Source organism: Bordetella bronchiseptica, from assembly GCF_900636925.1.
Classification (GTDB): Bacteria; Pseudomonadota; Gammaproteobacteria; order Burkholderiales; family Burkholderiaceae_B; genus Bordetella; species Bordetella pertussis.
In genome coordinates this window covers 2,568,940-2,582,254 of record NZ_LR134326.1, presented here as the reverse complement: position 1 = coordinate 2,582,254, position 13,315 = coordinate 2,568,940, and the positions used below count along the sequence as shown (strand labels likewise).

At 67.7% G+C, this 13,315-nt stretch carries 14 protein-coding genes; 6 read left to right on the top strand and 8 right to left on the bottom strand.

The genetic code is table 11. The annotated features are described in order from the left end of the window. Positions 1–5: 5 nt before the first annotated feature. Genes napA through napE form a run of 3 tightly spaced genes read right to left on the bottom strand, consistent with a single transcriptional unit; the run spans position 6 to position 2,978 of the window. Positions 6–2,501, bottom strand: a complete 2,496-nt coding sequence (gene napA / locus EL288_RS12075; RefSeq protein ID WP_033467030.1) for a periplasmic nitrate reductase subunit alpha — start codon at positions 2,499–2,501, stop codon at positions 6–8. Next, positions 2,485–2,820 carry a chaperone NapD gene (locus EL288_RS12070; protein WP_003811429.1) on the bottom strand — a complete coding sequence of 112 codons (336 nt, stop codon included), beginning with the start codon at positions 2,818–2,820 and terminating at the stop codon, positions 2,485–2,487. The genes napA and EL288_RS12070 overlap by 17 nt, the downstream gene beginning before the upstream one ends. Further along, positions 2,820–2,978 carry a periplasmic nitrate reductase, NapE protein gene (gene napE, locus EL288_RS12065; RefSeq protein WP_003811431.1) on the bottom strand — a complete coding sequence of 53 codons (159 nt, stop codon included), beginning with the start codon at positions 2,976–2,978 and terminating at the stop codon, positions 2,820–2,822. The genes EL288_RS12070 and napE overlap by 1 nt, the downstream gene beginning before the upstream one ends. Before the next feature lie 297 nt (positions 2,979–3,275). Between napE and EL288_RS12060 the strand changes: the two genes are divergently transcribed. The 4 genes from EL288_RS12060 (at position 3,276) to EL288_RS12045 (ending at position 6,368) form a co-directional block, all read left to right on the top strand. Beyond that, on the top strand, positions 3,276–4,067 hold the full coding sequence (locus EL288_RS12060; RefSeq protein ID WP_003811433.1) for an amino acid ABC transporter substrate-binding protein: 792 nt from the start codon (positions 3,276–3,278) through the stop codon (positions 4,065–4,067). Positions 4,068–4,161: 94 nt separating this feature from the next. After that, positions 4,162–4,815 (top strand): amino acid ABC transporter permease, encoded by a 654-nt coding sequence (locus tag EL288_RS12055; RefSeq protein ID WP_003811435.1) that lies wholly within the window; start codon positions 4,162–4,164, stop codon positions 4,813–4,815. A gap of 25 nt (positions 4,816–4,840) precedes the next feature. After that, positions 4,841–5,593, top strand: a complete 753-nt coding sequence (locus tag EL288_RS12050; protein ID WP_003811436.1) for an amino acid ABC transporter ATP-binding protein — start codon at positions 4,841–4,843, stop codon at positions 5,591–5,593. A 142-nt stretch (positions 5,594–5,735) separates the two neighbouring features. Then, complete coding sequence (locus EL288_RS12045) at positions 5,736–6,368, top strand: class I SAM-dependent methyltransferase (RefSeq protein WP_225665628.1); 633 nt, start codon at positions 5,736–5,738, stop codon at positions 6,366–6,368. Between the two features lie 9 nt (positions 6,369–6,377). Here EL288_RS12045 and EL288_RS12040 read toward each other — a convergent pair whose 3' ends face one another. From EL288_RS12040 to EL288_RS12030, 3 genes are read right to left on the bottom strand one after another with little or no spacing between them, the layout of a single operon-like run. After that, a complete protein-coding gene (locus EL288_RS12040) occupies positions 6,378–7,139 on the bottom strand; it encodes a slipin family protein (RefSeq protein ID WP_003811441.1) in 762 nt (253 codons plus the stop codon). 41 nt (positions 7,140–7,180) lie between these two features. Next, the gene (locus tag EL288_RS12035; protein WP_003811443.1) at positions 7,181–8,722 is read right to left on the bottom strand and encodes an NfeD family protein; all 1,542 of its coding nucleotides are present in this window, start codon (positions 8,720–8,722) and stop codon (positions 7,181–7,183) included. A gap of 59 nt (positions 8,723–8,781) precedes the next feature. Continuing rightward, complete coding sequence (locus tag EL288_RS12030; RefSeq protein ID WP_033451177.1) at positions 8,782–9,945, bottom strand: iron-containing alcohol dehydrogenase; 1,164 nt, start codon at positions 9,943–9,945, stop codon at positions 8,782–8,784. A 220-nt stretch (positions 9,946–10,165) separates the two neighbouring features. On the opposite strand from EL288_RS12030, the gene EL288_RS12025 reads away from it, so the two are divergent. Then, positions 10,166–11,113, top strand: a complete 948-nt coding sequence (locus tag EL288_RS12025; protein WP_033459390.1) for a sensor domain-containing diguanylate cyclase — start codon at positions 10,166–10,168, stop codon at positions 11,111–11,113. Between the two features lie 160 nt (positions 11,114–11,273). On the opposite strand, the gene EL288_RS12020 is transcribed toward EL288_RS12025, so the two are convergent. After that, the gene (locus tag EL288_RS12020) at positions 11,274–11,570 is read right to left on the bottom strand and encodes a hypothetical protein (protein ID WP_003811452.1); all 297 of its coding nucleotides are present in this window, start codon (positions 11,568–11,570) and stop codon (positions 11,274–11,276) included. Positions 11,571–11,676: 106 nt separating this feature from the next. Here EL288_RS12020 and EL288_RS12015 point away from each other — a divergent pair, with 106 nt between their 5' ends. Then, complete coding sequence (locus EL288_RS12015) at positions 11,677–12,594, top strand: LysR family transcriptional regulator (RefSeq protein WP_003811455.1); 918 nt, start codon at positions 11,677–11,679, stop codon at positions 12,592–12,594. 4 nt (positions 12,595–12,598) lie between these two features. On the opposite strand, the gene EL288_RS12010 is transcribed toward EL288_RS12015, so the two are convergent. Next, on the bottom strand, positions 12,599–13,312 hold the full coding sequence (locus EL288_RS12010; RefSeq protein WP_126621940.1) for an SDR family oxidoreductase: 714 nt from the start codon (positions 13,310–13,312) through the stop codon (positions 12,599–12,601). Between the last annotated feature and the right edge of the window lie 3 nt (positions 13,313–13,315).

Sequence of the window (13,315 nt, the reverse complement as noted above, 5' to 3'; positions counted from 1 at the left end):
CCTGGTCAGACCTTCACGATCTTGACCGCGCATTTCTTGAAGTCGGTCTGGAACGAGATCGGGTCGGTGGCGTCCAGCGTGACCTTGTTGATCAGCTGGCCGGCGTCGAACCATGGCACGAACACCAGGCCGCGCGGCGGCTTGTCGCGTCCGCGCGTCTCCACGCGGGTGCGCATCTTGCCGCGCCGCGACACCACCTCGACCTCGACGCCGCGCCGCACGCCCAGCGCCTGGGCGTCGTCGGGGTGCATGAAACAGACCGCCTCCGGAAAGGCCTTGTACAGCTCGGGCACGCGCCGCGTCATCGAGCCCGAGTGCCAGTGCTCCAGCACGCGGCCGGTCGACAGCCAGAAGGGGTACTCCTTGTCCGGCGCCTCGGGCGGCGGCTCGTAGGGCAGGGCGAAGATCACCGCCTTGCCGTCGGGGTTGCCGTAGAACTGGAAACCCGTGCCCGGCTTGACGTAGGGATCGGACCCTTCGCGGTAGCGCCACAGGGTTTCCTTGCCGTCGACCACCGGCCAGCGCAGGCCGCGCGCCTTGTGGTAGACGTCGAACGGCGCCAGGTCGTGGCCATGGCCGCGGCCGAACTCGGCGTATTCCTCGAACAGGCCCTTCTGCAGGTAGAAGCCGAAGGCCTGCGCCTCCTGGTTGGCGTACTCCGGGTCCAGCTCGGTGTTGGGGAACTGGTTGACCTTGCCGTTGGCGAACAGCACGTCGTAGAGCGTCTTGCCGCGATACTCGGGCTTCTTGGCCAGCAGGTCGGCCGGCCAGACTTCCTCGACCTTGAAGCGCTTGGAGAATTCCACCAGCTGCCACAGGTCCGAGCGCGCCTGGCCCGGGGCGTCGACCAGCTGGTGCCAGAACTGGGTGCGCCTTTCGGCGTTGCCGTAGGCGCCTTCCTTCTCCACCCACATGGCCGCCGGCAGGATCAGGTCGGCCGACAGGGTGGTGACCGTCGGGTAGGCGTCGGACACCACGATGAAGTTCTCGGGGTTGCGGTAGCCGGGCAGGCCCTCGTTCATCAGGTTGGCGGCGGCCTGCATATTGTTGTTGACCATCACCCAGTAGGCGTTGATCTTGCCGTCCTTGAGCATGCGGTTCTGCAGCACGGCGTGCGCGCCCACCTTGGACGGAATCGTGCCGTCGGGCAGCTTCCAGATCTCCTCGGCGTGGCGGCGGTGCTCGGGGTTGGTGACCACCAGGTCGGCCGGCAGGCGGTGCGAGAAGGTGCCCACCTCGCGCGCGGTGCCGCAGGCCGAGGGCTGGCCGGTCAGCGAGAACGGGCTGTTGCCCGGGGTGGAGATCTTGCCGGTCAGCAAATGGATGTTGTAGACCATGTTGTTGCACCACACGCCGCGCGTGTGCTGGTTGAAACCCATGGTCCAGAACGAGGTGACGCGCACCTTCGGGTCGGCGTACAGCTCGGCCAGCTCCTCCAGGCGGTTCTTGGGCACGCCGCTCAGCTTGGCGGTGTATTCCAGGTCGTACTTGGAGACGAAGCGCGCGAAGTCGTCGAAGGTGATCGGCTTGGAGCCGCCCGCGTCGCCGGCGTTCCTGGCCGCCTGCTGCAGCGGGTGCTCGGGGCGCAGGCCATAGCCGATATCGGCGTTGCCCTCGCGGAACACCGTGTGCTTGTCGACGAAGTCGCGGTTGACGCGCTTGGTCCGGATGATGTGGTTGGCGATGTAGTTGAGGATCGCCAGGTCGCTTTGCGGCTCGAACGTCAGCGTCAGGTCGGCCAGCTCGTACGAGCGGTGCTCGAAGGTCGACAGCACCGCCACCTTGGTGGCCGGCGCGCTCAGGCGCCGGTCGGTGACGCGCGTCCACAGGATGGGGTGCATCTCCGCCATGTTCGAGCCCCACAGCACGAACGCGTCGGCGTTTTCGATATCGTCGTAACAGCCCATCGGCTCGTCGGCGCCGAAGGTGCGCATGAAACCCACCGCGGCCGAGGCCATGCAGTGGCGCGCGTTGGGGTCGAGGTTGTTGGTGCGAAAGCCCGCCTTCATCAGCTTGAGCGCGGCGTAGCCTTCCCACACGGTCCACTGGCCCGAGCCGAACATCCCGACCGCTTCCGGCCCCTTGTCCTTGAGCACCCGCTTGAACTGCTCGGCCATCACGTCGAAGGCCTGGTCCCAGGACACGGGCGCGAACTCGCCGTCCTTGGCGTACTTGCCGTCCTTCATGCGCAACAGCGGCTGCGTCAGGCGGTCGCTGCCGTACATGATCTTGGACAGGAAATAACCCTTGACGCAGTTCAGGCCCTTGTTGACCTCGGCGTTGAAGTCGCCGTGCGTGGCCACCACCTGGTTGTCCTTGACGGCCACGTTCACGCCGCAGCCGGTGCCGCAGAATCTACAGGGCGCCTTGGACCACTTGAGCTTGGCGGCCTCGGACTCGGTCACGATGTTCTGGGTATACCCCGTCAACGGCACCCCGGCCACGGTGGCGGCGGCCGCGGCGGCGGTCTGCTTGATGAAATCCCTACGAGCCATTGACATCGTCAATCTCCTCGTTCATCGAGTCCAAAGTATCGATATGTTGATAGACCATCGCCGAAGCGAGCACGCCGTCCTGGCCCTGCACGGCGGCGATGCGCTCCAGCATTTCGCCTGTGCTGTGGGCTTCGAGCGTGACGACCAGCTTGCCGGTATCGGACACCGCATGGATTTCCGCGCCGGGCAGGGCGGCGATGGCCGCGCCCAGCGCCTGCGCGCGCCCGGGCAGGGCGTGCACGACCATGCTGGTGATATGCAGCTCGGCCACCGGCGGCGGGGCGAGTGCGCGGGAGGGAAGCGCTGACATGGGGGGCTGCGCCATCAGCTGCCGGGAGGGCCGGCAAGCAGCTGGTAGAACCATACGGCGAAGCCGTAGGTCACGATGATGATGCCTGTGATCACAGGGGCCATCACCGCCGCAAGCAGCAGGAAACTGTTGAGCTCCTGGCGCTTGGTGTAGGTGCTTGGATCGTTCGCCACGCGTCACCTTTCTGCTGGTTGATATTGCGCCAACGTGCCAATGCCATCGTTGTATCAAAGGCCGGTCATGGGGGTCAATGACATAAATCAATGTTGCGGCACGGCAAGCCGCCGGCGGAAATAGGCCGGTTCGATGTCCCCGCCGGTCCCGATAGCGGGCCGCGGCGCCCCGGTATGGCTACAATTGCGGCCTTGATCGCCCGGCGCCCCCGTCCCCGGGGCGGGATAAAATGGCTGTCCGCAGCCTGGGGCTGCGCCGCACCGTTGTCCATTCTTGCGCCCATCGCGCCACTATCCATGAAGAAAATCACCGCTGTATTGCTGTTCTCGGCCACCGCGCTGCTCTCCGCCTGCGGCCAGGGCGACGACGCCTCGTCCACCGCCAGCGCGCCGGCCGCGTCCCGGAAGGTCGTGGTCGGCCTGGACGACAACTTCCCGCCGATGGGCTTTCGCGACGAGAAGAACGAACTGGTCGGCTTCGACATCGACATGGCCAAGGAAGCCAGCCGCCGCCTGGGCATGCAGGTCGAATTCAAGCCGATCGACTGGAGCGCCAAGGAAGCCGAACTCAACGGCAAGCGCGTCGACGTGCTGTGGAACGGCCTGACCATCACCGAAGAGCGCAAGAAGAACATCAGCTTCACCGCGCCCTACATGGCCAACCACCAGATCATCATCGTGGGCAGCGCCTCGCCCATCAAGACCAAGGCCGACCTGGCCGGCAAGGTGGTCGGCGCCCAGGAAGGCAGCAGCGCCGTCGACGCCATCAAGAAAGACGCCCCCGTGGCCGCCAGCCTGAAGGAAATCAAGACCTTCGCCGACAACGTCACCGCCCTGATGGACCTGGCGGCCGGCCGCCTGGACGCCATCGTGGTCGACGAAGTGGTGGGCCGCTACCTGGCCAGCAAGCGCGAAGGGCAGTACCGCGTCCTGGAAGAGAACTTCGGCACCGAGGACTACGGCGTGGGCGTGCGCAAGGACGATACCGAGCTGCTCGCCAAGCTGGACAAGACCCTGGCGTCGATGAAGGAAGACGGCACGGCCGGCCGCATCGCCACCCAGTGGTTCGGCGCCAACATCATCAAGTAAACGGCCCCGCCCCTGTCCGCGCCCCGGCGCGGACGGGCAGGGCCCGGCCAATCCTCTTTCCCGCAGGTCGTCGCAGGCGGTGGGAACCCCTGGCATGGACTACGTAATTTCCCTCCTGGGGCCGATGGCGCAAGGCGCCCAGGTCACCCTCACGCTGTTCTTCATCACGCTGGCCCTGGCGGTGCCGCTGGGCCTGGTGCTGGCGCTGGCGCGCATCTCGCGCTGGCGCCTGCTGTCGCGCCTGGTCAACGGCTATATCTGGCTGATGCGCGGCACGCCGCTGATGCTGCAGTTGCTGTTCATCTACTTCGCGCTGCCGTTCGTGCCGGTGGTCGGCATCCGCCTGCCGGATTTCCCGGCGGCGGTGGTCGCCTTCGCGCTCAACTACGCGGCGTATTTCGCCGAGATCTTCCGCGCCGGCATCCAGTCGGTGGATCGCGGCCAGTACGAGGGCAGCAAGGTGCTGGGCATGACCTACCTGCAGACCATGCGGCGCATCGTCCTGCCGCAGATGGTGCAGCGCGTGCTGCCGCCCATGAGCAACGAAACCATCACCCTGGTCAAGGACACCTCGCTCATCTACGTACTGGCGCTCAACGACATCCTGCGCACCGCGCGCGGCATCGTGCAGCGCGACTTCACCACCACGCCGTTCCTGGTCGCCGCCGCCTTCTACCTGATCATGACGCTGATCCTCACCTGGTTCTTTCAACACATGGAAAAGCGCTATGCCAAATACGACCAGTAAGCCGGGGCCCGGCGAGCGCGCGGCCATGATAGACGCCCGGGGCATCGTCAAGGCGTTCCATGGCCTGCGCGTGCTCGACGGCGTATCGCTGACGCTGCGCAAGGGCGAGGTGGTGGCGGTGATCGGGCCGTCCGGCTCGGGCAAGAGCACCTTCCTGCGCTGCCTCAATCACCTCGAAATCATCGACGAAGGCAGCATCGAGGTCGAAGGCGAGGCGCTGGCGCGCGCCGTGCCCGGCGGCAAGAGCCAGTACGCCGCCGATGCCGACGTGCGCCGCCTCTGCCGCAAGATGGGCATGGTGTTCCAGTCGTTCAACCTGTTTCCGCACATGACGGTGCTGCAGAACGTGATCGAGGCGCCGGTCACGGTCAAGGGCCTGCGCCGCGACGCCGTGATCCCCAAGGCCGAAGAACTGCTGCGCAAGGTCGGCCTGCTGGCCAAGCGCGACAACTACCCCGGCCGGCTCTCGGGCGGCCAGAAGCAGCGCGTGGCCATCGCCCGCGCGCTGGCCATGGAGCCGGACATCATGCTGTTCGACGAGCCCACCTCGGCGCTCGACCCCGAGCTCACGGGCGAAGTGCTGCGCACCATGCGCCAGCTGGCCGACGAGCACATGACCATGCTGGTCGTCACCCACGAGATGGGCTTCGCCCGCGAGGCCGCGCACCGCGTCGTCTTCATGGACGAAGGCCGCATCCTCGAGGAAGCCGCGTCCGACCGCTTCTTCGACGCGCCGCAGCATCCCCGCACGCGCGAATTCCTCGCCCACATGCTGTAGGCCCGGGCGGCCTTGTCCGGCCGCTTGATCGCGGCCCGCGCCCGCATCCGTTTCAGACGCCTCCGGTTTCCTGCCCGGCTTGCGGCACGCAGAATGCGTGCGTGCCGGGGCGCGGGGTCCTGGCCGTCGACGAGGGGGCGCCATGCTTGGATGGTTGAAGAAAGGCCGCTACGCGGCCAAACGCTTGTTGTTTCGCATTTCGCCGGCATGGGCGGCCAGGAGGGGCGTGGCGTTCACGCTGCAGGCGCCGAGCCGCCAGTTCCTCGAAGCCGAAGTCTTCTCGTACATCAACGCCCGCGCCGCCAGCCTGGCTCATCCGGCCGCTTGCCTGTTCATCGGCGTGGACAAGCACAACTGGCATTACCCCAGGCTGCTCAGCCCGGCGTTCCATTCCATCGATTGCGACCCGGCCCATGCGGTCTACGGCCAGCCCGGGCTGCACGTCGTGGGCTCGGCGCTGGAGCTGGATCGCCACTATCGGTCCGCCATGTTCGATTTCGTCATCGCCAACGGCCTGCTCGGCTTCGGCATCGATACCCGCGGAGACTGCGACCGGCTGCTGGCCCAGGCCCACGGCGTGCTGGCGCCGGGCGGCCTGCTGGTGCTGGGCTACAACGACACCCCGGAACGCGTCCCGTTCCGTGTCGAAGACACCGACGGCCATGCGCTGTTCGAACCGCATGTGCCCGCCATCGACGGCGTGCACGGTTGCACGCATACGGTGCCGGACGAATTCCGGCACCGCTATCTGTTTCTGCGCCGGCCCCGCAACTGAAGCGCGGCCTTATTGTTTCTGCGCCCAGCGCCCCAGCGCGCCGGCCAGGTCGGTGGGGAAGGGGAACACCACGGTGGAATTGTTCTGCGCGCCGATCACGGCCAGCGTGCTCAGATAGCGCAACTGCATCGCCTCGGGCTGCTGCGCCAGCGTGCGCGCGGCATCCAGCAGCTTCTGCGCGGCCTGCTCCTCGCCCTCGGCGTTGATGACCTTGGCGCGCCGCTCGCGTTCGGCCTCGGCCTGGCGCGCGATCACGCGCACCATGCTTTCGTTCAGGTCGATATGCTTGATTTCCACATTGGCGACCTTGATGCCCCAGGCATCGGTCTGCGCGTCGAGGATCTCCTGGATGTCGATATTCAGCTTGTCGCGCTCGGACAGCATTTCGTCCAGGTCGTGCTTGCCCAGCACCGAGCGCAGCGTGGTCTGGGCCAGCTCGCTGGTGGCCTGGCGGAAGTTCTCCACCTGGATCACCGAGCGCTCCGGATCGATCACCCGGAAATAGATCACCGCGTTGACCTTGACCGACACGTTGTCGCGCGAGATCACGTCCTGGCTGGGAACGTCGAAGACGGACGTGCGCTGGTCGACCCGCACCATCTGCTGCACCACCGGGATGATCAGGATCAGGCCGGGCCCCTTGACGCCCGTGAAGCGCCCCAGCGTGAAGATCACGCCGCGCTCGTACTCGCGCAGGATGCGCACGGCCAGTGCGATCAGGGCCAGCAACAGCACGAGGATGGGGAGGTAGAAAGCGAGGTTCATGAACATGGCGCACTCCGGAAGGAAAGGGTAGTCGGGCCGCCCGCGGGTCACGGGCGGGAGGGCGCTTGCGGCGCCGGCGGCTCCGGCGCCACATGCAGCGTCACGCCCTGCACGGCGTGGATCGTCACGGCGTCGCCGGCGGCCAGGCCGGCCGGGCCGCGCGCGCGCCAGCGTTCGCCGTCGGCCGCGACGTAACCCTGATCGTGCTCCCAGCTCAGGACGCGGCCGCGCCGGCCGACCAGGCCCTGCGCGCCGCTGACCTGTGGCGCGCGGCGCGAGCGCAGCGCCAGCCGCGCGATCAGGAAAGTCAGCCCCAGGCTGGCCACCGCCACGCCGCCCACCAGCGGCAGCGACACCGCGTAGGCGGGCGTATCCGCGTCGACCAGCATGGTCGCGCCCAGCACGAACGACAGCGCGCCGCCCACGCCCAGCGCGCCAAGCGAGGGTGTGAAGATCTCCGCCACCATCAACGCCGCGCCCAGCGCGACCAGGCCCGCGCCGGCGTAGCTCAGCGGCAGCACCGACAAGGCATACAGGCCCAGCAACAGGCAGATGGCGCCGAGCACGCCCGGAAACAGCGCGCCGGGGCTCATGAATTCGAAGATCAGCCCGTACACGCCCACCATCAGCAGGATCAGCGCCAGATTGGGATTGGTGATCACGCCCAGCAGGCGCGTACGCCAGTCGGGCCCGCGCTCGACCAGCGCCAGGCCGCTGGTGTGCAGCACGACATTGGCCGCGCCCACGCGCACCGTGCGGCCGTCGGCCTGGGCGAGGAGGGCGGGGGTGTCCTCGGCCACGATATCGATCACATTGCGCGCCAGCGCCTGGCTGGCCGACAGAGACGCCGCCTCGCGCACCGCCTGCTCGGCCCAGTCGGCGTTGCGGCCGCGCAGATCGGCCAGCGCGCGGATATAGGCCACCGCGTCGTTGATGGCCTTGTATTCGGCGGCATTGCGCGGCGTGGCCGGCTTGCCGCCATCGGCCGGCGCCTTGGCGTCCGTCTTGTCGGGCTCTGTCTTGTCGTCCGACGGCGTGAAGCCGCCGCCCAGCGACACCGGGGTGGCCGCGCCCAGGTTGGTGGCCGGCGCCATGGCCGCCACATGGCTTGCGTACAGGATGTAGGTCCCCGCGCTGGCCGCCCGGGCGCCGCCCGGCGCCACATAGGCCAGCACCGGCACGGGCGAGGCCAGGATGGCGCGGATGATCTCGCGCATCGACGCATCCAGTCCGCCCGGGGTGTCGATGCGCAGCACGACCAGCGCATGCTGCGCGGCGGCGCCGGCCAGGCCGCGCGCCACGTAGTCGGCGCTGGCCGGCCCGACGATCCCGTCCAGCGACAGCACCACGGCCGTGCGCGGCGCCGGGGCGGCACTGTCGGCCGCGCGCGCGCCGTCCCAGGCGGCCGGCAGCAGCAGGGCGGCCAGGCAGCCCAGCAGGCGCAATAGGTGCAATAAATCGGCGACCAGCCTCGGGACGCGGGCATGCATGCGCGTATCCCCCAAATCGCGGTGGGCGGACGACGGCGGGCGGCGAGCCCGCCTCGTTGGGTCCAGCGTACTCCTTTTGCGGGCGTAGTTCCGTTTCACGCCCGCCGGTCAGCAAGGCCCGTGCCCGCGCGCGCCGGCCGGGAGCCGGCGCCGCCGCCTCAATACGCCTGTTCGAGGATCGCCACGATATCGGCCGGCGAGGCGATAGGGCGCGGATTGCTGCGGACCATCATGTTCTGCATGCCGCCGGCGGCGATGGCCTCGAAATGCGCCCGCTCGACCCCCACTTCGCGCAGCCGCGTCGGCATGCCCAGCTCGCGCGCCAGCGCCTCGATCAGGTCGGCGGCCGGCACGCCGGGCTGGCCCAGCGTGGCGGAAATCAGCGCCTGCCGCTCGGCGGTATGCGACAGGTTATGGCGCATCACGTTGTGCAGCATGACGCACGAGGTATGCCCATGGGGCACCGCGGCCACCGCGCCAAGCTGGTGGCCGATGCCGTGGCTGGCGCCCCATTCGATCCGGCCCAGGCCGGTGGAGGCCAGCCAGACGCCCAGCTGGCTCTGCAGCCGCGCATCCAGGTCGTCGGGCGCGCGCCGGGTCTGGCGCAATCCGTCGAACAGCATTTTCAGCCCATGCAGGCAGGTCGCATCGGTGAACGGCTGCGGATTGCGCGAGCAGATCGTCTCCACCGCATGGTCGATCGCGCGCATGCCGGTCGACAGCCACAGCCACTCGGGCGTGTGCACGGTCAGGCGCGGGTCCAGGATGACCGCCTGCGCGCCGATCAGCCGGCCGGTATAGAGGTCCTTTACCTGGCGCAGCGGGTCGGAGCAGCCGCCCAGATTGCTGAATTCCGCGCCCGACAGCGTGGTCGGCACCACGATCTGGCGGATCGGCGGCTCCTTGACCGCCGGGATGCGCTTGCTGCCGTCCTCGAGCACCTGGATGCGATAGGCGCCCAGTTCGTCGGCCGTGCGGATGTCCTCGGCCAGGCAGATCAGCAGGATCTTGGCCGTATCGATCGGCGTGCCGCCGCCGATGGTGACGATGAGGTCGGGCCGGGCCTGCCGGACGCGCCCTGCGGCCTCCAGCACGCTGTCGCGCGGCACATGGGCCACGCATTCGTCGAAAATGCCGCAGTAGCGCCCGCCCAGGGCAGCCTTGATGGCCTCGATCTCGTCGGTCTTGCGGCTGAGGGTGGCGCTGCTGACGAGGAACACCCGGTTGGCGCCCATCTGCGTCGCCATATCGAGCACGGCGGCGGCGGCCGGCTCGCCATAGATGACCCGGTCCTGGGCCAGGAATTCGTATCGACCCCGCATGGTTTGTCTCCTTGGCTGGCGTTATGGTTATCGGTCAAGCCTGATGCATTCCAGGGCGCCATCCGATCCATGGCGGCACGAAAGACTCGCAGGGAACGCGCACCGATTATGCATGAATTCAACCATAACGTCAGCATGCTAACCGATCGTTCAATTCTCTTTCGCAACCGCCGTCTTCGGGCTACAGTAGCGTATCAATATGTATCGAAAAGGGCTGGATATGCCTGACGCAAGCACGCTGTTCAACGACAGCGCGGTGTACCGAACCTTGCTCGAGTCGACCAAGGCGATTCCCTGGAAGATCGACTGGGCCACGATGAAATTCACCTATATCGGCCCCCAGATCGAGGCCTTGCTGGGCTGGAGCGCCGACAGCTGGGTAAGCGTCGAGGACTGGGCCATGCGCATGCATCCCGAGGACCGCGAATACGTGGTGAATTACTGCGTATCCCAATCCCAGGCCGGCCAGGACCATGAAGCGGACTACCGGGCGCTGACCAAGGACAACGGCTATGTGTGGATACGCGACGTGGTGCACGTGGTGCGCAACGACAAGGGCGAGGCAGAGGCGCTGATCGGCTTCATGTTCGACATCACCGAACGCAAGAAGACGGAAGAAAAGCTGCTGCTGCTGCAAAAGGAGCTGGAAGTGCTGTCCTTCAAGGATGGCTTGACGAACATCGCCAACCGGCGCCGCTTCGACAGCAGTTTCGACCTGGAGTGGGAGCGGGCGCGCCACGAACGCCAGCCGCTGTCCATGCTGTTGTTCGACGTCGATTATTTCAAGCAATACAACGACTTGTATGGCCACACCCAGGGCGACGAATGCCTGGTGGAGATCGCCCAGACGCTGAGCCTGGCGCTGGACGGTCCGCGCGATCTCGTGGCGCGCTACGGCGGCGAGGAGTTTGTCGTGCTGCTGCCCGAAGCCGGCGCCGAGGTGGCCCGCAAGGTCGCCGAGCGCTGCCAGCGATTGATCGAGAAGAAGTCCATCGTGCACGCGCTGTCGCCGCACGGTCGGCGCGTCACGGTCAGCATCGGAGCCGGCACGGTGGTGCCCGGCGGGCAGACGGCGCCGGCCGGCTTCATCAAGGCCGTGGATCAGCAGCTCTATGCGGCCAAGAAGAACGGACGGCACCGCATCGAGCATGTGCGGCTGGAAACCTGAGCGCGCAGGCCGGGTCCAGGGCGCTTGCGCGCCCGGACTAGCCTTTCGATAATTCGCATAATGTATATTATGTAAAGTACGAGATGGGCGCGCCGGCGGATCGACTGTTGCCCGCATGCATGCCGCTTCGCTGCCCGCCCTGGCCAGCCATCAGGCCCGGCTAGACCCTGTACAGCGCGTAAGCCAGGAAACCCGCGCCCAGCGCGAGATGGATGGCGACCCCGTACCGGCCTTGCAGGATCGACGCGGGCCGCTGGCCGCGCACCAGGCACGCCAGCAGACCGGAATGCGCCAGCAGCAGGCCCACCGGCCACAGCGCCAGGAAAAGCAAGACCCCGAGCGGGTCCGGCCCGTAGCCGTCGCCGTGACGCGGGGCCTTGTAGAGCGTGACGGCGATCGCCCAGGCCGCGAGCGCCAGCACGCTCAGGACGAAACTGATCCGGTAATAGAGAGACAAGGCGGGCTGCTCCTGTTGGAATGTTGAATCCGACCGACACCGCGTCCTTCCCAGGCTTGGCTGGCCGGCGGCATCGACGCCATGATAAAAGACGGGGCCGACAAGCATGGGCCCAACCGACATGAGAGTATCCACCCGCCAGCTCCAAGCCTTCCTGCTGGTCGCCGAGGTCCGCAGCTTCACGCGCGCGGCCGAAACCCTGCACGTCACCCAGGCGGGCCTGAGCTCCATGATCAACGAACTGGAGACGCAGGTCGGAATCCGGCTGTTCGAGCGTTCGAACCGCGCGACCGCCCTCACCCAGGCCGGCACGCAGTTCCTGCCCTATGCCCGCCAGGCCGTCGAAAGCCTCAACAAGGGCATGCTGGAGCTGTCCGCGCTGAACCGCCGCCAGCAAGGCGGGATCCGCGTCGGGGTGTCGCCCTTGATCGCCAGCACGGTGCTGCCGGCCGTGATGCGCGAGTTCCAGCAATGCACGGGCCGTTCGTGCGAGGTCGTGGACGCCGAACTGGAAGTGCTGCACGACATGGTGGAGACCGGCAGGCTCGACGCGACCTACGGCACCTATATGCGCCGCGCCTCGCGGCTCAAGAGCGAGTACATCTTCGGCATGGCGCTGCGGCTGGCCGGTCCCGGCAGGCTGATCCCGCCGGGCCTGGAGATCGCGGGGGTGGAAGACTGGGCGCGCCAGCACGACATTGTGCTGTGGGCGCTGCCGGACTCCAACGCGGTCCAGCAGGTCGTCGACCGGTACCTGCTGGAGGTCGGCGCGCATGCCCTGCGCCGCCAGGAGGTCTGCCACGTGGCCACGGTGGCGTCCTTGATCAGCGCCGGCATGGGGATGGGTTTCGTGCCCACTTTCCTGGCGGATTTCTACGATCGCGACACGATCGGCCAGATTGCGCTGCCGCAGGGCGCGCCGGCGGTCGATTTCTATTGCACGAGCGACGCGTCCAATCCGGCCTCCTCGTCCATCCACGTATTCTCCAGGCTGCTGGCGGCCCACTGCAGCGCCGCCGCATAGCGCTCTAGTAGCGGTTCACGATCGGAATGCAGGCGCCGTTGATCTGGGCGGCCAGCGGCGAGGCCAGGAACAGGATCAGCGCCGCCGCCGCGTCGAGCGACACCCAGCGGGAAAAATCGGCATCGGGCATGGCGCGCCGATTGCCCGGGGTATCCAGGGTGCCGGGCAGCACCGCGTTGGCCGCGATGCCCTGGTCGCGGGTTTCGGCGGCCAGGGTCCTGACCAGTTCGGCCACGCCCGCCTTGGACGCGGCATACGCCCCGAGCCCGGCGTGCGCGCGCCCGATGGCGTCCGAGCCGATGCACACGACATGCCCGGCGCCGCGCGCCAGCATCAGCGGCAGCGCGGCCTGGCAGGCCACCACGGCGGTGCGCAGATTGAGCGCGTACATGCGGTCCCAGGCCTCGACCTTGCCCTCGGCCAGCGTTTCGTGATGGAAACCGCCGGCCACGCTGACCAGGGCGTCGAGCCGGCCGAACCGGCGCGCGATCGTGTCGAAGGCATGGCGCGTGCTGGCGACGTCGTTGAGATCGACGTCGAGCAAGGCCAGGTCGGCGCCCGCCTGCGGCAGGCCGGCGGCGTCGGTGGCCTGGTCCAGCACGACGACCTGGTCGCCGCGCTGCTTGAACCGCTGCGCCAGCGCCCTGCCCAGCGCGCCCATTCCGCCCGCGATGGCCACCACCGCCGCGCCATCGCCGGCTGTTGCTTGCGTCTTCATGCC

Bases quoted from the DNA above. Each gene is read 5' to 3' on its own strand.
- napA (WP_033467030.1), bottom strand. From the start codon at position 2,501: ATGTCAATGGCTCGTAGGGATTTCATCAAGCAGACCGCCGCCGCGGCC.
- EL288_RS12070 (WP_003811429.1), bottom strand. From the start codon at position 2,820: ATGGCGCAGCCCCCCATGTCAGCGCTTCCCTCCCGCGCACTCGCCCCG.
- EL288_RS12060 (WP_003811433.1), top strand. From the start codon at position 3,276: ATGAAGAAAATCACCGCTGTATTGCTGTTCTCGGCCACCGCGCTGCTC.
- EL288_RS12055 (WP_003811435.1), top strand. From the start codon at position 4,162: ATGGACTACGTAATTTCCCTCCTGGGGCCGATGGCGCAAGGCGCCCAG.
- EL288_RS12050 (WP_003811436.1), top strand. From the start codon at position 4,841: ATGATAGACGCCCGGGGCATCGTCAAGGCGTTCCATGGCCTGCGCGTG.
- EL288_RS12045 (WP_225665628.1), top strand. From the start codon at position 5,736: ATGCTTGGATGGTTGAAGAAAGGCCGCTACGCGGCCAAACGCTTGTTG.
- EL288_RS12040 (WP_003811441.1), bottom strand. From the start codon at position 7,139: ATGTTCATGAACCTCGCTTTCTACCTCCCCATCCTCGTGCTGTTGCTG.
- EL288_RS12030 (WP_033451177.1), bottom strand. From the start codon at position 9,945: ATGCGGGGTCGATACGAATTCCTGGCCCAGGACCGGGTCATCTATGGC.
- EL288_RS12025 (WP_033459390.1), top strand. From the start codon at position 10,166: ATGCCTGACGCAAGCACGCTGTTCAACGACAGCGCGGTGTACCGAACC.
- EL288_RS12015 (WP_003811455.1), top strand. From the start codon at position 11,677: ATGGGCCCAACCGACATGAGAGTATCCACCCGCCAGCTCCAAGCCTTC.
- EL288_RS12010 (WP_126621940.1), bottom strand. From the start codon at position 13,312: ATGAAGACGCAAGCAACAGCCGGCGATGGCGCGGCGGTGGTGGCCATC.